We start from the raw sequence: 21664 nt of genomic DNA on the forward strand, positions 1-21664 counted from the left end.
GTCTCGGGTGAAGCAGTCCGACGTGGCGCGTCAGCCGATGCGACGGCTCACGTCAGTGCGGGACAGCTCGCGTCAGTGCGCGTGGCCGTGACCGTGACCGGCCTCCGGCTCCTCCTCGGCGGGCTTCTCGACGACCAGGGTCTCGGTCGTCAGCAGCAGCGAGGCGATCGACGCGGCGTTCTCCAGGGCGGAGCGGGTGACCTTGACCGGGTCGATGACGCCGGCCTTGACCAGGTCGCCGTACTCGCCGGTGGCGGCGTTGAAGCCGTTGCCCTTGTCCTGCTCGGCGACCTTCGCGGTGATGACGTAGCCCTCGAGGCCGGCGTTCTCCGCGATCCAGCGCAGCGGCTCGACGACGGCGCGGCGGACGACGGCGACACCGGTGGCCTCGTCGCCCTCCTTGCCGAGGGAGCCCTCCAGCACCTTGGCGGCGTGGACCAGCGCGGAGCCACCACCGGAGACGATGCCCTCCTCGACCGCGGCGCGGGTCGCGGAGATGGCGTCCTCCAGACGGTGCTTCTTCTCCTTGAGCTCGACCTCGGTGGCCGCACCCACGCGGATGACGCAGACGCCACCGGCGAGCTTGGCGAGGCGCTCCTGGAGCTTCTCGCGGTCCCAGTCAGAGTCGGTGGACTCGATCTCGGCCTTGATCTGGTTGACCCGGCCGACGACGTCCTCGGAGTTGCCGCCACCGTCGACGATGGTGGTGTCGTCCTTGGTGACGGTCACCCGGCGGGCGGTGCCGAGCACGTCCAGACCGGCCTGGTCGAGCTTGAGGCCGACCTCCTCGGCGATGACGGTGGCACCGGTGAGGGTGGCCATGTCGCCGAGCATCGCCTTGCGGCGGTCACCGAAGCCGGGGGCCTTGACGGCCACGGCGTTGAAGGTGCCACGGATCTTGTTCACGACCAGGGTCGACAGGGCCTCGCCCTCGACGTCCTCGGCGATGATCAGCAGCGGCTTGGAGGCACCGGCCTGGATGACCTTCTCCAGCAGCGGCAGCAGGTCCTGGATCGAGGAGATCTTGCCCTGGTGGATCAGGATGTACGGGTCCTCGAGGACGGCCTCCATCCGCTCCTGGTCGGTGACCATGTACGGCGAGAGGTAGCCCTTGTCGAAGGCCATGCCCTCGGTGAAGTCCAGCTCCAGACCGAAGGTGTTGGACTCCTCGACGGTGATGACACCGTCCTTGCCGACCTTGTCCATCGCCTCGGCGATGAGCTCGCCGACCTGCTTGTCCTGCGCGGACAGACCGGCCACGGCAGCGATGTCGGACTTGTCGTCGATCGGACGGGCGGTGGCGAGAAGCTCGTCGGAGACGGCCTTGACGGCGGCGTCGATGCCCTTCTTCAGGGCGGCGGGGGAGGCGCCGGCGGCGACGTTGCGCAGACCCTCACGGACCAGCGCCTGGGCCAGCACGGTGGCGGTGGTGGTGCCGTCACCCGCGATGTCGTTGGTCTTGGTCGCCACCTCCTTGACGAGCTGGGCGCCGAGGTTCTCGTACGGGTCGTCGACCTCTACCTCACGGGCGATGGTGACACCGTCGTTGGTGATGGTCGGCGCGCCGAACTTCTTGTCGATGACGACGTTGCGGCCCTTGGGGCCGATGGTCACCTTGACGGTGTCGGCAAGCTTGTTGACGCCGCGCTCAAGGGCGCGACGGGCGTCCTCGTCGAACTTCAGGATCTTCGCCATGGGTTGCTTCAAGTCCTCTCATTGCGATCCTCGGCCACGACGTGGGGACCGCTGTCGCTCAAACGAACTGCGCCCCTGCCCCGGGTTGATTAGACGCGGGAACCAGGGGCGCAGATCACGGCAAAACTGGGTGACTTACTTCTCGACGATCGCGAGAACGTCGCGAGCCGAGAGAACGAGGTAGTCCTCGTTGTTGTACTTCACCTCGGTGCCGCCGTACTTGCTGTAGAGCACGACGTCGCCGACCTTCACGTCGAGCTCGACGCGCTTGCCGTCCTCGACCCGGCCCGGGCCCACGGCCAGGACGACGCCCTCCTGGGGCTTCTCCTTGGCGGTGTCCGGAATGACCAGGCCCGAGGCCGTGGTCTGCTCGGCGTCGAGCGGCTGGACCACAATGCGGTCCTCAAGCGGCTTGATGGCAACCTTGGAGCTGGTGGTCGTCACGATCCGACCTCCCCCTTCGGAGATCTCACGGGGTTAACTGTCTGAGGTGGCGACCAGGTGGATCCGTCGTCGCGGGTGCCGGACCTGCCCGTCGCTGTGTCTGGCACTCCCCACTGGAGAGTGCCAACGCCGAGACTATGACGCGGTTAGCACTCGGTCAAGCGGAGTGCCAGCGCGGCGGGGAGCTCTTCCCGCGACGCCGGTTGACCGGCCGTGCCAGGGCCCGGTTTCCCGGCGGCCCGGCTTCGGCGATCATGGCCATCTACAGCGGGGGCGGGGCGGGTTACGAGGCAGGCAGCTTCCCGCCAAATCGGACATGCCTTCCCCTTCCTCGCAACCACGCCCTCGGCTGCCTCGTCTCTTCCCTCGACTGACGGGCCGACGAACCGGGCCCGCACCCGGCCGGCCGGCGGCCCCGACAAGATGGCGGAGGAATAGCCGTGCGTGCACCGACCAGAGTTCCCCGGAAGGCCCGGGTGCCGGAGCGGGATGTCGAGCGCACCATGACGTTCGCCGCCCTCGCCCAGGCACCGGACCGGCGGAGAACCGAGGCCCGGCTGCTCGCCCTCGTCGTCCTGATCACGGTCTTCGGCTACACCTACACCGGTCTGTCGATGCGCGGCCTGCACCCCGGCGGACTGGCCGTCTTCACCGCCGGCATGCTGTTCATGACGCTGGTCCCACATCTGGTCCTGCGCCGCTACGCGCCCCGCGCCGATCCGCTGATCCTGCCGCTGGCCACCCTGCTGACCGGAATCGGCCTGGTGCTGCTGCACCGCCTCGACCTCACCTACGCACAGACCCCCCGGCTGAAGACCGCCCAGGCGGCCAACGGCCAGCTGCTGTGGACGGTGATCGGGGTGATGGTCTGCCTCGCCATCCTGCTGCTGCTGCGCGACCACCGCATCCTCCAGCGCTACATCTATCTGACGATGGTGATCGCGCTGGTGCTGCTGATGGCACCGGCCTTCTTCGGCGCCGATATGTACGGCGCCAAGCGCTGGATCCTGCTGGGGCCGCTGTCGTTGCAGCCCGGCGAGTTCGTGAAGATCATGATCTCGGTGTTCTTCGCGGGCTATCTCACCGTCAACCGCGACGCCCTGGCACTGGCCGGCCGCCGCGTCATGGGCATCCAGCTGCCCCCGGGACGGCAGCTCGCGCCGATCTTCACGATCTGGGCGATCAGCCTGCTGGTGCTGATCTTCGAACGCGACCTGGGCACTTCGCTGATCTTCTTCGGCGTCTTCGTGATCATGCTCTACATGGCCACCGACCGCACCAGTTGGGTGGTGTGCGGCCTGCTGATGGCCACGGTCGGCGCGGCCGTGGTCGGCTCCCTCGAACCACATGTCCACGGCCGGGTCACCGCCTGGCTCGACCCGATGCGGGCCTTCACCAAGGAGGGCCAGGCCGAGCACATGTCCAACCAGCTCGCCGAGGCCCTGCTCAGCTTCGGCAGCGGCGGCATCAGCGGCAGCGGCCTCGGCCAGGGCCACCCCGAACTGATCGGCTTCGCCGGCAACAGCGACTTCATCCTCACCACCGTCGGCGAGGAGCTGGGCCTGGCCGGGGTCATGGCCGTGATCATGCTCTACGTCCTGCTGGCCCAGCGCGGCCTCCGCGTCGGCCTGAGCGCCCGCGACCCCTTCGGCAAACTCCTGGCCGTCGGCCTCTCCGGCGCGCTCCTCCTCCAGGTCTTCGTCGTCTCCGGCGGCGTCACCGGCCTCATCCCCCTCACGGGCAAGGCCCTCCCCTTCCTCGCCAAGGGGGGCTCCTCGTTGGTCGCCAATTGGGTCATGGTGGCCTTGCTTTTGCGGATCAGCGACCGTGCGCAAAGGCGGCGTGAGCCGCTTTAATTCCCACGTTTTCGGCTTTCCCGCCGTCTGGGACCTCGCCGCTTGTAGCCCGCTTCGCGGTGCCCCCGCCGGTCCGCTGCGCTTTGCCTCTCGCCGTTGCGCCTGCGGCGGGCCGGGTCCGCTGCGCGGGGCTGTCGGGGTGCGGTGACGGGCCTGCGCGGGTGGGGGTTTCCGGACTGCTTCGCTTTACGTCCGGAAACCCCCACCCGCTCCGACCCGTCCCCTCCCGTTGAGGGATGGGAGAAACGTTGATCGGGGTTCCCGTAGGTGGTCCGGTGCGCCTTGTCGGTCGCAGTGAACTGGCTACGAGTGGCACGCCCCCACTCACCGTCACTCACTCCCCCAACGGGAGGGGACGGGCCGGAGGGGCCGGTGTGTGGGACGTAAAGCGAAGCAGTCCCACACACCGGCCCCGGAGGTCCGTCACCGCACCCGACACCCACCCAGCCCGCCGCAGGCGCAACGGCGGGGGCACCGCGAAGCGGGCCACAAACGGCGAGCAACACCCACGGCGGGAAAGACAAAAACGTGGGAGGACAATGACACCGTGAATGACGGAGACACCTTCGCCGACCTCCTCGCCCCGGAGGGACAGGCCCTGCTGGCCGAGTTGCGGGATCACGACCCGGCGGATGAGCTGGCGGCAGCCACCCGGCTACGGCGGGCGCACCCCGCGGCGCTGGTATCGGCCGCGCTGGGGCAGGCGCGGTTGCGACAGCGGGCGGTGGCGAAGTTCGGGGCGGACGCCTGGCGGATGTACTTCACGCCGAACGGGGTGGAGCAGTCCACCCGCGCCACGGTGGCGGCGCACCGCGCGACCCGGCTCGCCGCGCTGGGCGTGCGTTCGCTGGCCGATCTGTGCTGCGGTATCGGCGGGGACGCGATCGCCCTGGCGCGTGCCGGGATCCGGGTGCTGGCGGTCGACCGTGACCCGCTGGCCTGTGCGGCGGCGCGGGCCAACGCGGAGGCGCTGGGGCTCGCGGAGCTGATCGAGGTGCGCTGTGCGGATGTGACGGAGGTGGATACGGCCGGGTATGACGCGGTGTTCGTCGATCCGGCGCGGCGCAGCAAGGCGCGGGGTGGCCGGATTTTTGACCCCGAGGCGTACTCGCCGCCGCTGTCCTGGGCCGTCGAGGCGGCCCGTAAGGCACCGGTCGCGGCGTTGAAGATCGCGCCGGGGGTGCCGCACGAGGCGCTGCCGGAGGACGCCGAGACGGAGTGGATCTCGGACGGGGGCGACGTCAAGGAAGCCGTGGTGTGGTTCGGCGCGGCGGGGGACGGGGCGGACCGCGTCACGCCCGGCGGCCGCCGGGCCACACTGCTGCCGGCCGGGGACTCGCTGCTGGGCGCGGGGCTGCCGGACCCCGAGCCGGGGCCGGTCGGCGACTGGCTGTACGAGCCGGACGGCGCGGTGATCCGGGCCCATCTGGTCGCGGATGTCGCGGAGCAGCTCGACGGCCGGCTGCTCGATCCGACCATCGCGTACATCACCGCGGACCGGCTGACGGCCACCCCGTACGCGACGGCCTACGCGATCACCGATGTGCTGCCGTTCCACGTCAAGAAGCTCAAGGCGCTGCTGCGGGAGCGCGGGGTCGGGATCGCAGTGATCAAGAAGCGCGGCTCGGCGGTGGAGCCGGAGGAGCTGCGCAAGAAGCTGAAGCTCGGCGGCGGCCGCGCGTCCTGCACGATCTTCCTCACCCGGGTCGCCGGCGCCCCCACGATGCTGCTGGGGCACCCGGCCACGGACCCGGTCACGCCAGGTCGGTGAGGTCCTCGGCGTAGATCTGGGAGAGCGGCTGCGGGCCGATGTACTGCTGGCAGGTGCACTGGCCGGCCTCGTACTGCACCGGCTTGTGGTCGGCGTCCCAGGCGACCGCCATCTCCACCCGCTCATGGCACTTGCCCTTTTTGTCATGCTTGGCGAGGTGGTGGGTGCACCCGCACACCGGCTCCGGCGGCTTCTGGGCGGCGGCCAGCTCCTGCCGCTGTTGGCGGGCGGTCTCCAGGCGCTCCATCTTGCGTTCGTGCCGGGTGCGCAGCGCGGTGCGGGCGGTGTCGGCGACCTTCGCGAAGCCGCCCGCCATGAAGAAGATGAAGACCCACCAGAACCAGTCCACAGCCTGCCGCCTCCCCACTCGCACACTCGGTGCCCCAGTCAGGGTAAGACCTGGGGCCGGACAGCGGGCCGGGGGCGGCGTAAGGACTCGCAGAAGGACAAAGCGAGTCCTGGCCGGGCCTCAGGAGTAGAGGTTGTGCTTGCTCATCTCGTGGACGTGGTCATGGTCGTGGGAGTGGCCGTGCGGGTGGGCGGCGTCCTCGGGGGCCTCGCCGGGCACATGCGGCTCGGTGACCGGGAGGGACGAGTCCGCGGAGAGGTCCCAGGCGGAGGCCGGCCGGTTGCGGGCCACCATCTCCGCGCCGAGGGCCGCGACCATCGCACCGTTGTCGGTGCACAGCTTGGGCCGCGGCACCCGCAGGGTGATCCCGGCGTCCTCGCAGCGGCTCTGGGCCATCGCCCGCAGCCGCGAGTTGGCCGCGACCCCGCCGCCGATCATCAGGTGGTCCACGCCGTTGTCCTTGCAGGCCCGGACGGCCTTACGGGTCAGCACGTCCACCACGGCCTCCTGGAACGACGCCGAGACATCCGCCACCGGCACCTCCTCGCCGGCCGCCCGCTTGGCCTCGATCCAGCGGGCCACCGCCGTCTTCAGGCCGGAGAAGGAGAAGTCGTAGACCGGGTCGCGGGGGCCGGTCAGCCCGCGCGGGAAGCGGATCGCGTCGGGGTTGCCCTCGCGGGCGTAGCGGTCGATGACCGGGCCGCCCGGGAAGCCGAGGTGCAGCACCCGCGCGATCTTGTCGAACGCCTCACCGGCCGCGTCGTCGATGGTCGAGCCGAGCGGACGCACGTCGGAGGTGATGTCGGGGGCGAGGAGGAGGGAGGAGTGGCCGCCGGAGACCAGCAGGGCCATCGTCGGCTCGGGCAGCGGGCCGTGCTCCAGCTGGTCGACGCAGATGTGCGAGGCGAGGTGGTTGACGCCGTAGAGCGGCTTGCCGAGGGCGTAGGCGTACGCCTTGGCGGCCGAGACGCCGACCAGCAGCGCGCCGGCCAGGCCCGGTCCCGCGGTGACCGCGATCCCGTCGAGGTCGGAGGCCGCGACCCCGGCGTCCTTCAGGGCGCGCTGGATGGTGGGGACCATCGCCTCCAGGTGGGCGCGGGAGGCCACCTCCGGCACCACGCCGCCGAAGCGGGCGTGCTCGTCGACGCTGGAGGCGACCGCGTCGGCCAGCAGGGTGTGGCCGCGGACGATGCCGACACCGGTCTCGTCGCAGGAGGTCTCGATGCCGAGGACGAGCGGTCCGCCGCGTGAGTCAGCCATGGTTGTCAAGTTCCTTGTACGGAGGGTGCTTCGGAGGAGGTCTGGGTGGTGCGGCGCATCACCAGGGCGTCGTGGTTGCCGGGCTGGTAGTAGCCGCGGCGGAAGCCGATCGGCTCGAAGCCGAAGCGCTCGTAGAGGCGCTGGGCGCGGAGGTTGTCGACCCGGACCTCCAGCAGCACCTCATGGCATTCGAAGTCCGTTGCCGCGTGCAGGAGTTCGGTCAGCAGCCGGGCGCCGAGGCCGCTGCCCCACTGGTCGCGGGCGGTGGCGATGGTCTGGATGTCGCCGGTGCCGTCGACGGCGGCCAGCCCGCCGTAGCCCACCAGCCGGCTCTCCTGCTCGGCGACGAGATACCGGCGGGTGGCGGACGGGCCGCGGGCGTGCGCCAGCTCGGACCAGAACATGCCCGGCGACCAGGCGTCCTCGGGGAACAGCTCGCGCTCCAGCTCCAGCACCGGCGCCAGGTCCCACCAGCGCATCTCGCGCAGCGCGGCCGCCGGCCGGGCGTCGTCGCCGCGCCGGGGGTCCCCCGGGACAGCGTCCGGGGGAGGCGCCGGGGTGCGGGGTTCGGACGACGGGCGGGAACTCACCGGGGAGTGACCACCTTGTAGTTGGCGGGGACCTGGGCGTCCGGACGCCGCAGATACAGCGGCTGCGGCGGCAGCAGCTCCTCCCCCGCCGCGAGCTTCAGCGCGGCCAGGTCGGCCAGCGCGCCGGCGGACTGGTGCTCGGGCGCCTCGCGCCGTACGCCGGTGAAGACCGTGTCGTAGAGCACCGCGCCCGCGCCCACGGCCGGGACGCCGGCCACCTGGTCGGCGAGGTCCGCGGGACGGTCGACGGCCGGGTCGGTCAGCCTTGTGCGGGCATCGGCGTAGCGCGCCCAGTAGACCTCTTTGCGGCGGGCGTCGGTGGCCACGACGAAGGGCTCGGTCAGCCCGGAGGCGTGGGCGAGGCCGTCCAGCGTGCACAGACCGTGCACGGGGACGCCGAGCACGGCCCCGAAGGTGGCGGCGGTCACCAGGCCGACGCGCAGCCCCGTGTAGGGGCCCGGGCCCACGCCGACCACGATGTCGCTGACCGCGTCGAGCTTCTGCCCGGCCTCGGCCAGCACCCGGTCGACGGCGGGCAGCAGCAGTTCGCCGTGCCGGCGCGCGTCCACCTGGCGGGACTCGGCGAGAACGCGGGTGCCGTCATGGAGCGCGACGGTGACGGCGGGGGTGGCGGTGTCAAGAGCTAGCAGCAGCACGTCCTTAAGACTACGGCTCGGCGGGTGGTTCCCGTTCCCGGTGCTACCGTCGCCCCCGTAGCCCAGCAGCAAGCAGCCCGGCCTCCAGGCCCGGGACTCCCCGCCGGCGGCAGGGAGAGGGAGGAAAGGTGGCACAGCGGTGCCCGGTAAGAGCAGCACGATCGTCACCGCGCTGACCACGGCGGCCCTGGTCGTGGTCGGAGTGCTCGGCTACCAGGCCGCGGCGTCCGCCCCGGACACCCTCACCCGGGCCCGCAGCGACGGCCGCCACAGCGCCCCCGAGAAGCACCCGGCCCAGCAGGGCAAGAAGCACAAGACCCCGGCTCCGGCCCCGGTCCCGGCGGCGTCCGGCAAGGGCCAGCGGATCGTCTACTCGCTCGGCGCCAAGCGGGTCTGGCTGGTCACCGCGCAGGACAAGGCGCTGCGGACGTTCACGGTCGCGCCGAGCACCGTCAGCCCGCCGCCGGGCTCCTACGCGGTCGCCTCGCGGTCGGTCAGCGTCACCGGCTCGGACGGGATCGCGATCGAGCACGTGGTGCGGTTCGCCGGTGTCAGCGGGGTCACGGTCGGCTTCAGCGCCGCCGTGGACGGCTCGCGGCCCGACCCGGGTACGGGGAAGAAGACCGGCGGAATCCGTGAGTCGCGTGCGGACGGCAAGGCCATGTGGGACTTCGCGCCCACCGGCACCAAGGTCGTCGTCGTCTCCTGACCGCACGGCGCCCGGCGGGTCCGCTCTTCGCCCCTACGGGCTACGCCGCGTCGCGGCCTCCGGTGGACGCCGGCTCCTCGGACTCCTCCGCCGCCGGCTCCGCGGGCTTGTCCTGACGGGCCTCTTCGGCGGCGTCGGGGGGTGTGGAGACCGCGCTGGCCGCGGCGCCCGCCGCCAGCAGCTCGTTCATCGTCGGCGTCTCGCCGGCGCGCCCGGCCGCCGCGACGGGGCTGCCCTCGCGGCCGTCAGACGGGGGGAAGGGCTGGTGGGCCGACATGGACGCCTCCCGGGGCTCCTGGGGCAACCGACAGAAGCTAGGCTGGCTACTTAGGCTCACCTAACTGGGGTCTCCACCCATGTGACCACGCCCGGTACCAGGTGCGCAACATCTTACCGACGGCTTGTCGGAAACTACCGGACGCCCGGCCGGATCCAGGGCCGGGCCGGGGCGCCGCAGCGGGCGTCGCGCCCCGCCGTCAGCAGGTCTCCAGCGCGGGCAGCCCGGCGTCCGCCCAGCGCGCGCCGTAGCCGGTGACCGTCACCTCGCGTACGTCGTCCGCGTCGGCCTCCAGGGCCGCCGGGCCGTCGTCGCCCACGGCACGGCCGATGACCACATGCAGCCGGTCGTCGGACAGCTCCTCGACCTTGCCCTCGCCCCACTCCACGACCACCACCGACTCCGGCAGCGAGACATCGAGGTCCAGGTCCTCCATCTCGTCCAGCCCGCCGCCGAGCCGGTAGGCGTCGACATGCACCAGCGGGGGGCCGCCGGCCAGCGAGGGGTGGACCCGGGCGATGACGAAGGTGGGAGAGGTGACGGCGCCGCGCACACCCAGGCCCTCGCCCAGGCCGCGGGTCAGCGTCGTCTTGCCGGCCCCCAGCTCACCGGTGAGCAGTACCAGGTCGCCGGGGCGCAGCAGCGGGGCCAGGCGGCGGCCCAACTCCTGCATCTGTTCGGGGGACTTGACGGTGATGTGCGCCATCGCGCCGGTGGTGCTCATGCCGCAAATGGTACGTCCCGCCCGCACCTCCCCGACCACGCCGCTGTGACCGAGGGTCCGCCGCGCCGGCCTGCCGGGTGGCCTGAGCCCCCGGCCAGGCCAGGCGCTCAGGCGCGGGCGTGCCGGGAGCTGCGGGCCGCCGCGCCGGCCCGTTCCACCAGGGACACCAGATGTTCATTGACCAGCTCGGGCCGCTCCAGCATCACCAGATGCCCGGCGCCGGGGACACAGACCAGCTCCGCGTCGGGCAGCACCTCGGCGATCGACCGGCTGTGGTCGGCCGGGGTGATCAGATCGCTCTCCCCGGCGAGCACCAGCGCGGGCACCGCGTCGTACGCCACCAGCGCCTCGGTCTTGTCATGCACCGCGAACGCCGGGAAGAACTCGGCGACCACATCGATCGGGGTCGCCTCGATCAGCCGCTCGCCGAACCGCGCGATGCCCGGGTCCACCTTCTCCGGCGTCCCGAACGAATACCGCTTGATCATCCCGGCGAACAGATCGGCGGTGGCCCGCCGTCCGCGCTCGACGATCTCGCGCTGCCAGCCCAGCGCCTTCAGCACGCCCGGCGCGAGCAAGTGGAAGGCCTTGACGCCCATGGACGGCAGACCGAAGCCGACCTCGCTGAGCCGGCCCGCTGACGTGCCGATCAGGGCCACCCCGACCACCCGCTCCGCGACGTACTCGGGGAACTGGTCGGCCAGCGCCATCACCGTCATCCCGCCCATGGAGTGCCCGACCAGCACGATCGGCCCCTCGGGCACCGCGGCGTCCAGCACCGCCTTCAGGTCCCGGCCCAGCAGATCGATGGTGACCGGTTCCGTGCCGTCGATCTGGCCGTGGCCGCGCGAGGAGCGGCCGTGGCTGCGCTGGTCCCAGTGGACGGTGCGCACCGCGCCGCGCAGCGCGGAGCGCTGGAAGTGCCAGGAGTCCTGGCTCAGGCAGTAGCCGTGGCTGAAGACGACCGTGGGGGCCAGGGCGCGCCGGCCCAGCGCCGCCGACAGCCGCTTGCGCAGACCGCCCTGGGCCTCCTGCGCGGCCCGCGCCTCCTTGCCGCGCACCGGCTTGGCGGACCGGTCGGCCTTGCCGCCCTTGCCGTTCCTGCCCTTGCCCGGGTGGTCGTCCTTCTCCGGCCGGCCCGTCTCCACGCCCGGCTCGTCGACCTCGTAATACAGCTCGGTGCCGTCCTCGGCGATCGCCGCGCCCGGGGTGCCGCGCAGCGTGCCGTACGGGCCGGCGGCGTCCAGTGCGAGCCGGGCCCGGCGGCGCATCCCGCGGCCGACCGTCATCCGCTCTATCGCCACACCGGCCGCGGCGCCCGCCGCGACCACTCCGATCGCGGCACCGGCCACGCCGGCGTGCCGGCCCGCCCGTGCCCAGTTGCCGGCCGCCTCGACGGCCGTCTCGACCGCCTGCGCGGCGGCCTCCTGTCCCTCGGTCATGCCGTACCCCCCGTGAGCGCGCTGTCCCCTTCGGCTTCGCTCCGTATGCCGCTGTCCACATAGACGCGCGGGACCCGGCTTCCGATCCGGGTGACGATCTCGTAGCCGATGGTTCCGGCCACCCTGGCCCAGTCCTCCGCGGTCGGCTCACCGCGGTCCCCCGGGCCGAACAGCACCGCCGGATCACCCGGCTCGGCGCTGTCGCCGCCCAGATCGACCACGAACTGGTCCATCGCGATCCGCCCGGCGACCGTCCGCCACTTGCCGGCGACCAGCACCGGGCCGGTGCCGGAGGCGTGCCGCGGGATGCCGTCCGCGTAGCCGAGCGGGACCAGCGCCAGGGAGGTCTCCCCGGGCGTCGTGTAGTGGTGCCCGTACGACACGCCGTGGCCGCCCGGGACGCGCTTGACCGAGGCGAGCGAGGCCTCCAGCGTCATCGCGGGCCGCAGCCCGAAGTCCTGCGAGGTGCCGACCTCGGGGCTGGGCGAGATGCCGTAGATGCCGATACCGGTACGGACCAGGTCGAAGTGCGCCTCGGGGAGGGTCAGCAGCGCCGGGGTGTTGGCGATATGCCGCACCTCGGGGTGCAGCCCGGCCCGCTCGGCGGTCCGCAACCCCTCCTGGAAGACGGCCAGCTGGGCGGCGATCGAGGGGTGGCCGGGCTCGTCGGCGCAGGCGAAGTGCGACCAGACGCCGCTGACCGTCAGCACACCCTCGGCCTCAGCGGCCCGGGCGGCGGCGGTCAGCTCCGGCCAGTCGGCGGGGGCGCAGCCGTTGCGGCCGAGCCCGGTGTCGATCTTGAGCTGGACACGGGCGGCACGGCCGCACTCCCGGGCCGCAGCGGTCACCTCGCGCAGCGCCCACAGCCCGCTCACCGCGACCTCGATGTCCTGCTCGATGGCCCGGCGCCAGGGGCCGCCCGGCGTCCACAGCCAGCACAGCAGCCGCCCGGTGTCACCGGCCGCCCGCAGCGCGAACGCCTCCTCGGGCAGCGCCGTACCCAGCCAGCCCGCACCGGCCTCACGGGCGGCGCGCGCACAGCGCACCGCTCCGTGTCCATAGCCGTCGGACTTGACCACGGCCATCAGCTCTGCCCGGGGTGCGCGATCCCGCAGGGCACGCACATTCGACCGCACGGCGGCGAGGTCGATGGTGGCGCGGGCGCGCTTCGCTGTCTCGTTCATCCCCCTCAGTGTCGCAGGCGACGCCGCGGGGCCCCGTGGGACGGGCGCGGAAAGCGTGCTCACACGCCGGGCTTCCGCCCCCAGACGTACACGGTGTCGCCCTGCCTCAGCACTTCCCACGCCCGCCGCGCGTCCGTCATGGTGAGGTTGACGCAGCCGTGCGAGCCGGCCCCCGAGAAGATGTCCTCGTAGACGCCGTGCAGCGCCTCTCCGCGGTCGAAGAACTGGGCGTAGGGCATCCGCGTGCCGTAGAGGTTCGAGATGTGGTGCCGGTGGCGCAGATAGATCCGGTACGAGCCGGTGCGGGTCTCCATGGTCGGCGCACCGGACCGGATCGCCACCGGTTCGAGGATCACCTGGCCGCCCTGCTGCACCCACATCAGCTGCCGGTTCAGGTCGACACACGCGGTCCGCTGGGCGAGAGCGGGGCAGTGCCCGGCCCGGTTGGGGTCCTTCCTGGCCCGCATCACCCGCACGATCGCCCCCGTGACCGGGCCCGCGAAACCGGTCGCCGGCGCGATGCGGTGGGACTGCTGGAACCGCCGGATCGCCCGGCAGTCCCCCGTGCTCTGCCGCCCGTCCACCTGCCGCCCCAGGTAGCGCTCCGCCTGCCGCTGGTAGGGCCCGGTGGAGGCGCTGCACCGGGCCGCCCGGTTGGCGGGCGCCACTTCGGACCGCGGCACGTACTCGATGTGCCGGGGCCGGGTGGTCTCCCGTACCGCGCGCGGCAGCCCGGGAACCAGGGCGGGCAGACGGTACGCGGCGGACGGGGACGCCACGGTGGGCGACGGCGCCACGGCCACCGCGGGCTGCCCGGCAACGAGGAGCGAGGCGCAGACCAGCAACGCCGAAAGGGTGCGTTTCATGCCCTCACGCATGCCGTGGGCGCGCGGCCATACCGCCCGCCGGGCACCAGGTTCGCCCTGGTGCCCGCACCGTTCCCCCGCGGGGCGTAACGCCGCCCCGGCAGCTGTCAGTGCGTCACATCACGCCAGGCGGTGCCCAGATGGGCGGCGACCTCGGAGGCCAGGATGGGCGCGCCGTCCGGCCCGGCCGCGCGGCGCGCCGCCAGCCCGTGCAGATACGCGCCGACGGATCCGGCGTCCCGCGCGGGCAGTCCCGCGGCGAGCAACGACCCGGTCACCCCCGAGAGCACATCCCCGCTCCCGGCCGTCGCCAGCCAGCCGGTCCCGGTGGGGTTGACCCGTACGGGACCGTCCGCCTCCGCCACCAGCGTCGTCGAGCCCTTGAGCAGCACCGTGGCCCCGTAGCGCGCCGCCAACTCCCGTACGGAGGCCAGCCGCGCCGCCTCGACCTCCTCGCGCCCGCGCCCGAGCAGCGCGGCGGCCTCCCCCGCGTGCGGCGTCAGCAAGGTCTCTGCCCTACGCTCGCGGACCCGCTCCGGCGTCAGGAAGCGCAGGCCGTCCGCGTCCACCAGCAGCGGCACATCCGCCGCCAGCACATCCTCCAGCGCGTCCGCCTCGTCCCCGATGCCGGGCCCGATCACCCACGCCTGCACCCGGCCGGCCTTGTCCGGCGGCCCGGGATGCACCAGCGTCTCCGGGAAGCGCGCCAGCACCGCGTCGGCGGCCGGGCCGACATACCGCACGGCCCCCGCGCCGCCCCGCAGCGCGCCCGCCACCGCGAGCACCGCCGCCCCCGGATACCGCGCGGACCCGGCGACCACCCCGACCACGCCCCGCCGGTACTTGTCGCTCTCGGGCGCCGGACGCGGCAGCAGCTCCGCCACGTCCGTGTGCTGCAACGCCTCCAGTTCGGCCTCCTGCGGCAGCGTGAGCCCGATGTCGACCAGCCGCAGCGCCCCGGCCCGGTCCCGCGCCGGATCGATCAGCAGCCCCGGCTTGTACGCGCCGAACGTCACCGTCGCATCGGCCCGTACGGCGTCCCCGTGCACCTCGCCGCTGTCCGCGTCCACCCCGCTGGGCAGATCGACCGCGACCACCGGCGCCGACTCCCATGCCGCCCGCGCGAGTTGCGCGGCCTCCGGTCGCAGCCCGCCGCGCCCGCCGATCCCGACGATGCCGTCCACGACGAGGTCGGCCCGGCCGATGTCCCGCGGTGCGTCGCCCGAAACACGCCCCCCGGCGGCCCGCAGCGCGGCCAGTCCACCCTGGTGGGCCCGTTCGGGCGAGAGCAGCACCGCCGCCACCCCGGCTCCCCGCCGGGCCAGCCGGGCGCCGGCGTACAGCGCGTCCCCGCCGTTGTCACCGCTGCCCACCAGCAGCACCACCCGGCTGCCGTACACCTTGCCCAGCAACTCCCCGCAGGCCACGGCCAGTCCGGCGGCCGCCCGCTGCATCAGGGCCCCTTCGGGCAGCCGGGCCATGAGCGCGCGCTCGGCGGCCCGTACGGTCTCCACGCTGTAGGCAGTCCTCATGCCGCCAAGTCTCGCCCCTCACCTGCCAGGTGCGGGGGATTTCCCCCCGCCCGAGGACGGCGCCCGCCACGACGGACCGGACAGGCGCCGTACCGGCTCACCCCTCGGCGATCACCACGGCGGAGGCGACCCCCGCGTCATGGCTCAGCGACACATGCCACGACCGGACCCCGAGCTCCGCCGCCCGCGCCTCGACCGTGCCCTGCACCCGCAGCCGCGGCTGCCCGCTGTCCTCGACGTACACCTCGGCATCGGTCCAGTGCAGCCCGGCCGGTGCCCCGAGCGCCTTGGCCAGCGCCTCCTTGGCGGCGAACCGCGCGGCCAGGGAGGCGATGCCCCGCCGTTCGCCGCTCGGCAATATCAGCTCGTCCTCGATGAACAGCCGGTGCGCCAGCTCCGGCGTGCGCTCCAGCGCCGCGCCGAAGCGGTCGATCTCGGCGACATCGATCCCCACCCCGATGATCACTCCACCGTCACCGACTTGGCGAGGTTGCGCGGCTGGTCGACCTCGTTGCCACGGGCGGTGGCCAGCTCACAGGCGAAGACCTGCAACGGGACGGTCGACACCAGCGGCTGGAGCAGCACCGGCGTCCGCGGGATCCGGACGAGGTGGTCGGCGTAGGGCACGACGGTCTCGTCGCCCTCCTCCGCGATGACGATGGTCCGCGCGCCCCGGGCCCGGATCTCCTGGATGTTCGACACGATCTTGTCGTGCAGCACGGACCGCCCGCGCGGCGACGGCACCACGACGACGACCGGCAGATCGTCCTCGATCAGCGCGATCGGCCCGTGCTTGAGCTCCCCGGCCGCGAAGCCCTCCGCGTGCATGTACGCCAGCTCCTTGAGCTTCAGCGCACCCTCCAGCGCCACCGGATAGCCCACATGCCGCCCGAGGAACAGCACGGTGTTCTTGTCGGCGAGCGAGCGCGCCAGCTCCCGTACCGGCTCCATCGTGCCGAGCACCTGCTCGACCTGGGTGCCGATGGCGGCCAGTTCACGCACCACCGCCCGGATCTCGTCGCCCCACTTCGTGCCCCGCACCTGCGCGACGTACAGCGCCACCAGGTAGCAGGCCACCAGCTGGGTCAGGAACGCCTTCGTCGACGCCACCGCCACCTCGGGCCCGGCGTGCGTGTACAGCACCGCGTCCGACTCCCGCGGGATGGTCGAGCCGTTCGTGTTGCAGATGGCGAGCACCTTCGCGCCCTGCTCACGGGCGTGCCTCAGCGCCATCAGGGTGTCCATCGTCTCGCCGGACTGGCTGATGGCGATCACCAGCGTGTGCCGGTCCAGGATCGGGTCGCGGTAGCGGAATTCGCTGGCCAGCTCGGTCTCGCAGGGGATCCGCGTCCAGTGCTCGATCGCGTACTTGGCGATCATCCCCGCGTGGTACGCCGTCCCGCAGGCCACGATGACGACCTTGTCGACCTCGCGCAGCACCTCCGGCGGGATCCGCACCTCGTCCAGCGACAGCACGCCCGACGCGTCGATCCGCCCCAGCAGCGTGTCCGCGACGGCCTTCGGCTGCTCGGCGATCTCCTTGAGCATGAAGTAGTCGTAGCCGCCCTTCTCGGCGGCCGAGGCGTCCCAGTCGACGTGGTACTCGCGCACCTCGGCGGGCGCCCCGTCGAAGTCGGTGACCGTCACGGCCTCCCGGCGCAGCTCCACGACCTGGTCCTGGCCCAGCTCGATCGCCTCGCGGGTGTGCGCGATGAACGCCGCCACATCGGAGGCCAGGAACGCCTCGCCGTCCCCGACGCCCACCACCAGCGGCGAGTTCCGGCGCGCCCCGACGACCACATCCGGCTCATCGGCATGCACCGCGACCAGCGTGAACGCGCCCTCCAGCCGCCGGCACACCTGCCGCATCGCCTCGGCCAGCTCACCGCACGACGAATAGCACTCGGCGAGCAGATGCGCCACGACCTCGGTGTCCGTCTCGGACGCCAACTCGTGCCCGCGGTCGGTGAGTTCGGCGCGCAGCCCGGCGAAGTTCTCGATGATGCCGTTGTGCACGACCGAGACCCGGCCGGCGTTGTCCAGATGCGGATGGGCGTTCTCGTCGGTGGGCCCGCCGTGCGTGGCCCACCGGGTGTGCCCGATCCCCGTCGAACCGGCCGGCAGCGGACGGTCCGCCAGCTCCTTCTCCAGGTTGGCCAGTTTCCCGGCCTTCTTGGCCGCCGCCAGCCCACCATCGGCCAGCACGGCGACCCCCGCCGAGTCATACCCGCGGTACTCCAGCCGCTTCAGCCCGGCCAGGACGACGTCAAGGGCGCTCTGCCCGCCCACATATCCCACGATTCCGCACATGGAGGCAGCGTACGCGCCACCTCCCGCACCACGGCGGTACGGCAACGCGCCCGTACCGCCGCCCCGAGGTCACCGCCCGCCGCGGGGCGCAGGTTCCGGAAGGAAGCCCTTCAGATACCGCGCACGACTGTCATTCATCACCAGGCGCGCCATGAACAGCACGCAGAACGCGGCGACGCCCAGCGCGAACGACACCCAGCGCCCCACACCGAAGGCGACGACACCGAGCGCGAGCACCCCCGACATCACCCACCACAGCCCCTCGGCGTGCAGCTTCGGATCCCAGGCCGGGTACGTACGGATCGCCCGCAGGCGGTCTCCCCCGGGGAGGGACGCGGCGGTCGGCACGGCGGTGCCCTCCGGACGGTCCGAGGCCCGGCCGGCCGTGAGATCACCACGCAGACACCGCTGCCCCTCCAGCACCACCATCGCGCGCGCCCGGAGCGGGCCGGGGTGCTCTGCCGCCCGTTGCTCCCAATAGAGCCGCGCCGGAAGGCCGTTGATCTCCCGGGACAGGTGCGACGGATCGATCACCGGGTCGAGCAGCACATCCAGGTGCTCCCCACCGGCCCCTTCGAGCTTCAGCACAGGCCGCAGCCGGCAGAACACCACGCCCTGGTAGCCCTTGGTACTGTCCTCCGCCACCGCCACGCTCCGCACGGTGACGGGCGCGGCCCGGCACCAGCCCTTCTTCAGCGGACGCCGCAAGCCCCGGGACGCCCGGGAAAATCCGCCGAAGACGGTGCCCAGGCACAGCGCCAGACCCGCCGCCACCAGCACGACGGCGAGGACGCCGCCCGGCGCGGACCCGCCCGCCTTCGCCCGCAGGGCGTCCCGGTCGCTGTCGACGAGCACACCGAGCTCCGCCGAGGAGGGCGCGAAGAGGGCCCAGACCCGGTCACCGCGCTCCGTACGGCGCTCCGAGCTGAAGGCGGCCCGCTCGGACCTGGTTCCGGCGTCGAACGGTACGGCGACCCGGGCGACCACCTCGTAGTGGCCGGAGTGCTTCTGCCGCACATACTCGGCGGAGAGCACCGTCCGGACGGACACCGCGCGGATGCCGCCGTCGGCCTCGGTGATCCGCGCGGCTTCGGGTGAGTAGGCGAGGGCCCCGTACAGGAACAGCCCCACGGGCACCGCCGCCGCCCACAACCCGGCGACGGACCACCCGTAGTTGCGGGCAGGCCACCAGAACCGGCTGCTCCCCGCCCCCGCCGCGCGCGGAACCGGGCCGCGCCGCAGGCACACCAGCGCGCCCACGAGTCCCGCCACGGTCAGGGCGAGACAGCCAAGCAGATCCCAGCGCGGCAGCGCCGCCGCGGGCCGTATCAACACCCGCGCCACGGCGGCCAGTACGCCCGCGGCGGCCACCGTGAAGCAGGCAGGGATCACGCGGGTCCGAGTCATCTGAAAGGTCCTTCACGCCGCGCTCACGAGGAGCCGACCGGACCGCCGGGCTCACTCTTTCCGGTCATGAGCATGGCCGATGACTCCGCGGTTCCGGGGACGCACCCCCGCACCGCACGGCAGGGCCCGCGCGCCCAGGCCCCTCAGTACCCCCGCGATATCCGCACGTGCGCCTCCCGCACCGTCTCCAAGGACTCCTCGTCCGCCTCGGCGTCCCCGCCGGGCCCGCCGCCCGGCTCGTAGCGCTCCAGGAAATCGGCGAGATCCTCGCCCAGGTCCTCGTCCGGCAGTTCCTCGGCCAGCTCGGCGTACACCTGGGCGGCGAAGCCGTCCGTCATGCAGTCCGGACCGGTGTGGTCCGCGCCGGCGCTTCTCCCCCACGGCCGATGTCCCAGCAGACCGGCCTTACGCGTGCGCACCCGAACCCCCCTGATTCGTCCGCGGCCCGGCTCCGGGCCCTTCCCCGCCGCTGACCGTACCGGGCAATATCAACCCGGTACAGACAGGGTGGCTGAGATTCACCCAAGCCCACCCCGACATCCACAAGACCACCTTCCGGCGCCCGGCGGGCCACCCCGAGATGAACGGCGGGTGGCGGCTGCGCACAATGGGCGCGTGCCCCAGACGACCGATCCGCAGCAACGACGCCGCGCCGACAGCTCCCCGTACGTCGATCTGACGCGCGCACAGTGGAGCGCCCTGCGGGAGAAAACCCCGCTGCCCCTGACGGCCGATGAGGTCGAACAGCTGCGTGGCCTGGGCGATGTCATCGACCTCGACGAGGTACGCGATGTCTATCTCCCGCTGTCCCGGCTCCTCAACCTCTACGTCGGCGCCACCAGCAATCTGCGCGGTGCGCTGAACACCTTCCTCGGCGACGCGGGCGGCGGCCCCCAGCCCGGCACCCCGTTCGTCATCGGGGTCGCGGGCAGCGTGGCGGTCGGCAAGTCCACCACCGCCCGGCTGCTCCAGGCGCTGCTGGCCCGCTGGCCCGAGCACCCACGCGTCGAGCTGGTCACCACCGACGGCTTCCTCTTCCCCAACGCCGAACTGCACCGGCGCGGTCTGATGTCCCGTAAGGGCTTCCCCGAGTCCTACGACCGGCGGGCGCTGACCCGCTTCGTCGCGGCGGTGAAGTCCGGCAAGGCCCAGGTCACCGCGCCGGTCTACTCCCACCTGATCTACGACATCGTGCCGGGCGAGCAGCTGACCGTGCAGCGCCCCGACATCCTCATCGTCGAGGGCCTGAACGTCCTCCAGCCGGCCCTGCCCGGCAAGGACGGCCGCACCCGCCTCGGGCTCGCCGACTTCTTCGACTTCTCCGTCTACGTCGACGCCCGCACCGAGGACATCGAGAAGTGGTACCTCGGCCGCTTCCGCAAGCTGCGCGAGACCGCCTTCCAGAACCCGTTCTCGTACTTCCGCAAGTACACCCAGGTCTCCGAGGACGAGGCCCTCGACTACGCCCGGAAGATGTGGCGGACCATCAACAAGCCCAACCTGCAACAGAATGTGGCCCCGACCCGCGGCCGCGCCAACCTGGTGCTCCGCAAGGGGCCGGACCACAAGGTGCAACGGCTGTCGTTGCGCAAACTCTAGGGAGTGCGAACACCGTGCTGCATCTGCGCCTGATCGTCCCCGCGGACCGTACGGACGAGGTGCTCCAGCTGCTGGAGCGGACCGTCGGGACCACCCATCTCGTCGTGCTGAGCGGGGCGGCCCGGGAGCCGCGGGGCGATGTGGTGCTGTGCGATGTCGCCCGGGAGGCCGGTGACGGACTGCTGGCCCAGCTGCGGGAGATGGGCCTCGACCGGAGTGGTTCCATCGCGCTGGAGCACATCGATCTGTCGCTGTCCCGGCGGGCCGACCGGGCGGCGGACGAGGCCCCCGGCGAGGGCGCGGACGCCGTGCTGTGGGAGTCGCTGACCGACGCCACCCACGAGGAGTCGACGCTCTCGGCCACCTACCTCGCGTTCCTGACCCTCGCGACGATGATCGCGGCCTGCGGTGTGGTCCTCGACAACGCCATCCTGATCGTCGGCGCGATGGCGGTCGGCCCCGAGTTCGGCCCGCTGGCGGGCATCTCCACGGCCCTGGTCCGGCGCGCTCCGCGGCCGGCCTGGCGCTCGCTGGTGGCGCTGGTCGTCGGCTTCGTCGTGGCCATGGTGCTGACCTGCGGCTTCAGCTACTTCATGGATGCGGTGGGGCTGTTCACCGAGCACCGGGTCAAGGGCCCGCGGCCCAATACGTCGTTCATCTGGCAGCCGGACTGGATGTCGTTCGTGGTGGCCTTCCTCGCCGGCGTCGCCGGCACCCTCTCGCTGACCTCGGCGAAGTCCGGCGCCCTGGTGGGCGTGGCGATCTCCGTGACGACCGTGCCCGCCGCCGCCAACGCCGCCGTCGCCTTCACCTACGGCGACTACGCGCAGACCTGGGGCTCCGTCGGCCAGCTCGGGCTGAACATGGTGGGCATCGTGATCGCCGGCACCCTCACCCTGGCCACCCAGAAGCTCCTGTGGGCCCGGCACGGCACCCTCCCGGTCGCCGGCTAGCGACCGGAACGGGCCCGTCCCGGACCGGAGACGGTCTCCC

21 protein-coding genes are annotated in these 21664 nt (G+C 72.5%); 5 read left to right on the forward strand and 16 right to left on the reverse strand.

Annotated elements, in window-relative coordinates; translation table 11 throughout:
* Window positions 1–72 precede the first annotated feature (72 nt).
* Complete coding sequence (gene groL / locus QT196_RS17350) at window positions 73–1695, reverse strand: chaperonin GroEL (protein ID WP_168483804.1); 1623 nt, start codon at window positions 1693–1695, stop codon at window positions 73–75.
* Window positions 1696–1830: 135 nt separating this feature from the next.
* Window positions 1831–2139: a co-chaperone GroES gene (gene groES, locus QT196_RS17355; protein ID WP_018090856.1), complete on the reverse strand. Its 309-nt coding sequence runs from the start codon at window positions 2137–2139 to the stop codon at window positions 1831–1833.
* Window positions 2140–2642: 503 nt separating this feature from the next.
* Between groES and QT196_RS17360 the strand changes: the two genes are divergently transcribed.
* A complete protein-coding gene (locus tag QT196_RS17360; RefSeq protein WP_290356674.1) occupies window positions 2643–3995 on the forward strand; it encodes an FtsW/RodA/SpoVE family cell cycle protein in 1353 nt (450 codons plus the stop codon).
* A 547-nt stretch (window positions 3996–4542) separates the two neighbouring features.
* Window positions 4543–5766: a class I SAM-dependent methyltransferase gene (locus tag QT196_RS17365; protein WP_266738388.1), complete on the forward strand. Its 1224-nt coding sequence runs from the start codon at window positions 4543–4545 to the stop codon at window positions 5764–5766.
* Here QT196_RS17365 and QT196_RS17370 read toward each other — a convergent pair.
* The 4 genes from QT196_RS17370 to tsaB all read right to left on the reverse strand — a co-directional run bounded on the left by QT196_RS17370 (window position 5750) and on the right by tsaB (window position 8621).
* Window positions 5750–6115, reverse strand: coding sequence for a hypothetical protein (locus QT196_RS17370; RefSeq protein WP_085925716.1), 366 nt, complete (start codon window positions 6113–6115; stop codon window positions 5750–5752). The two genes, QT196_RS17365 and QT196_RS17370, sit on opposite strands and share 17 nt — an antisense overlap.
* A 120-nt stretch (window positions 6116–6235) precedes the next feature.
* Window positions 6236–7375: a tRNA (adenosine(37)-N6)-threonylcarbamoyltransferase complex transferase subunit TsaD gene (gene tsaD, locus QT196_RS17375; protein WP_168479894.1), complete on the reverse strand. Its 1140-nt coding sequence runs from the start codon at window positions 7373–7375 to the stop codon at window positions 6236–6238.
* 5 nt (window positions 7376–7380) lie between these two features.
* Window positions 7381–7854 (reverse strand): ribosomal protein S18-alanine N-acetyltransferase, encoded by a 474-nt coding sequence (rimI, locus tag QT196_RS17380; RefSeq protein ID WP_168483806.1) that lies wholly within the window; start codon window positions 7852–7854, stop codon window positions 7381–7383.
* Window positions 7855–7961: 107 nt separating this feature from the next.
* On the reverse strand, window positions 7962–8621 hold the full coding sequence (gene tsaB / locus QT196_RS17385; RefSeq protein WP_168479896.1) for a tRNA (adenosine(37)-N6)-threonylcarbamoyltransferase complex dimerization subunit type 1 TsaB: 660 nt from the start codon (window positions 8619–8621) through the stop codon (window positions 7962–7964).
* A gap of 139 nt (window positions 8622–8760) precedes the next feature.
* Here tsaB and QT196_RS17390 point away from each other — a divergent pair, with 139 nt between their 5' ends.
* Window positions 8761–9330, forward strand: a complete 570-nt coding sequence (locus QT196_RS17390; protein WP_290355220.1) for a hypothetical protein — start codon at window positions 8761–8763, stop codon at window positions 9328–9330.
* Window positions 9331–9370: 40 nt separating this feature from the next.
* Here the strand turns inward: QT196_RS17390 and QT196_RS17395 are convergent, their stop codons facing one another.
* The 10 genes from QT196_RS17395 to QT196_RS17440 form a co-directional block, all read right to left on the reverse strand.
* A complete protein-coding gene (locus QT196_RS17395) occupies window positions 9371–9607 on the reverse strand; it encodes a hypothetical protein (protein WP_168479900.1) in 237 nt (78 codons plus the stop codon).
* Between the two features lie 199 nt (window positions 9608–9806).
* Complete coding sequence (gene tsaE, locus QT196_RS17400) at window positions 9807–10331, reverse strand: tRNA (adenosine(37)-N6)-threonylcarbamoyltransferase complex ATPase subunit type 1 TsaE (protein WP_168479902.1); 525 nt, start codon at window positions 10329–10331, stop codon at window positions 9807–9809.
* Window positions 10332–10438: 107 nt separating this feature from the next.
* Window positions 10439–11773 carry an alpha/beta hydrolase gene (locus tag QT196_RS17405; protein ID WP_168479904.1) on the reverse strand — a complete coding sequence of 445 codons (1335 nt, stop codon included), beginning with the start codon at window positions 11771–11773 and terminating at the stop codon, window positions 10439–10441.
* Window positions 11770–12957 (reverse strand): alanine racemase, encoded by a 1188-nt coding sequence (gene alr / locus QT196_RS17410; protein WP_168479906.1) that lies wholly within the window; start codon window positions 12955–12957, stop codon window positions 11770–11772. The genes QT196_RS17405 and alr overlap by 4 nt, the downstream gene beginning before the upstream one ends.
* Window positions 12958–13016: 59 nt before the next feature.
* Window positions 13017–13823 carry a L,D-transpeptidase gene (locus QT196_RS17415; protein WP_290355221.1) on the reverse strand — a complete coding sequence of 269 codons (807 nt, stop codon included), beginning with the start codon at window positions 13821–13823 and terminating at the stop codon, window positions 13017–13019.
* A gap of 107 nt (window positions 13824–13930) precedes the next feature.
* Window positions 13931–15355, reverse strand: a complete 1425-nt coding sequence (locus QT196_RS17420; RefSeq protein WP_290355222.1) for an NAD(P)H-hydrate dehydratase — start codon at window positions 15353–15355, stop codon at window positions 13931–13933.
* Window positions 15356–15452: 97 nt separating this feature from the next.
* Window positions 15453–15821 (reverse strand): holo-ACP synthase, encoded by a 369-nt coding sequence (locus QT196_RS17425; protein ID WP_168479908.1) that lies wholly within the window; start codon window positions 15819–15821, stop codon window positions 15453–15455.
* The gene (gene glmS, locus QT196_RS17430) at window positions 15818–17665 is read right to left on the reverse strand and encodes a glutamine--fructose-6-phosphate transaminase (isomerizing) (RefSeq protein WP_266738378.1); all 1848 of its coding nucleotides are present in this window, start codon (window positions 17663–17665) and stop codon (window positions 15818–15820) included. The genes QT196_RS17425 and glmS overlap by 4 nt, the downstream gene beginning before the upstream one ends.
* Before the next feature lie 69 nt (window positions 17666–17734).
* On the reverse strand, window positions 17735–19072 hold the full coding sequence (locus tag QT196_RS17435; protein WP_168479913.1) for a hypothetical protein: 1338 nt from the start codon (window positions 19070–19072) through the stop codon (window positions 17735–17737).
* A 143-nt stretch (window positions 19073–19215) separates the two neighbouring features.
* Complete coding sequence (locus tag QT196_RS17440; RefSeq protein WP_248001192.1) at window positions 19216–19491, reverse strand: hypothetical protein; 276 nt, start codon at window positions 19489–19491, stop codon at window positions 19216–19218.
* Between the two features lie 196 nt (window positions 19492–19687).
* On the opposite strand from QT196_RS17440, the gene coaA reads away from it, so the two are divergent.
* Together coaA and QT196_RS17450 are read left to right on the forward strand one after the other, a co-directional pair.
* Window positions 19688–20671 (forward strand): type I pantothenate kinase, encoded by a 984-nt coding sequence (gene coaA / locus QT196_RS17445; RefSeq protein WP_168479915.1) that lies wholly within the window; start codon window positions 19688–19690, stop codon window positions 20669–20671.
* 14 nt (window positions 20672–20685) lie between these two features.
* Window positions 20686–21624, forward strand: a complete 939-nt coding sequence (locus QT196_RS17450; RefSeq protein ID WP_290355223.1) for a DUF389 domain-containing protein — start codon at window positions 20686–20688, stop codon at window positions 21622–21624.
* Window positions 21625–21664: the final 40 nt, after the last annotated feature.

This window comes from Streptomyces sp. P9-2B-2, assembly GCF_030406865.1.
GTDB classification, from domain to species: Bacteria; Actinomycetota; Actinomycetes; order Streptomycetales; family Streptomycetaceae; genus Streptomyces; species Streptomyces platensis.

Bases quoted from the DNA above. Each gene is read 5' to 3' on its own strand.
- groL (WP_168483804.1), bottom strand. From the start codon at position 1,695: ATGGCGAAGATCCTGAAGTTCGACGAGGACGCCCGTCGCGCCCTTGAG.
- QT196_RS17360 (WP_290356674.1), top strand. From the start codon at position 2,643: ATGACGTTCGCCGCCCTCGCCCAGGCACCGGACCGGCGGAGAACCGAG.
- tsaD (WP_168479894.1), bottom strand. From the start codon at position 7,375: ATGGCTGACTCACGCGGCGGACCGCTCGTCCTCGGCATCGAGACCTCC.
- rimI (WP_168483806.1), bottom strand. From the start codon at position 7,854: ATGCGCTGGTGGGACCTGGCGCCGGTGCTGGAGCTGGAGCGCGAGCTG.
- QT196_RS17395 (WP_168479900.1), bottom strand. From the start codon at position 9,607: ATGTCGGCCCACCAGCCCTTCCCCCCGTCTGACGGCCGCGAGGGCAGC.
- tsaE (WP_168479902.1), bottom strand. From the start codon at position 10,331: ATGAGCACCACCGGCGCGATGGCGCACATCACCGTCAAGTCCCCCGAA.
- QT196_RS17405 (WP_168479904.1), bottom strand. From the start codon at position 11,773: ATGACCGAGGGACAGGAGGCCGCCGCGCAGGCGGTCGAGACGGCCGTC.
- alr (WP_168479906.1), bottom strand. From the start codon at position 12,957: ATGAACGAGACAGCGAAGCGCGCCCGCGCCACCATCGACCTCGCCGCC.
- QT196_RS17415 (WP_290355221.1), bottom strand. From the start codon at position 13,823: ATGAAACGCACCCTTTCGGCGTTGCTGGTCTGCGCCTCGCTCCTCGTT.
- QT196_RS17420 (WP_290355222.1), bottom strand. From the start codon at position 15,355: ATGAGGACTGCCTACAGCGTGGAGACCGTACGGGCCGCCGAGCGCGCG.
- glmS (WP_266738378.1), bottom strand. From the start codon at position 17,665: ATGTGCGGAATCGTGGGATATGTGGGCGGGCAGAGCGCCCTTGACGTC.
- QT196_RS17435 (WP_168479913.1), bottom strand. From the start codon at position 19,072: ATGACTCGGACCCGCGTGATCCCTGCCTGCTTCACGGTGGCCGCCGCG.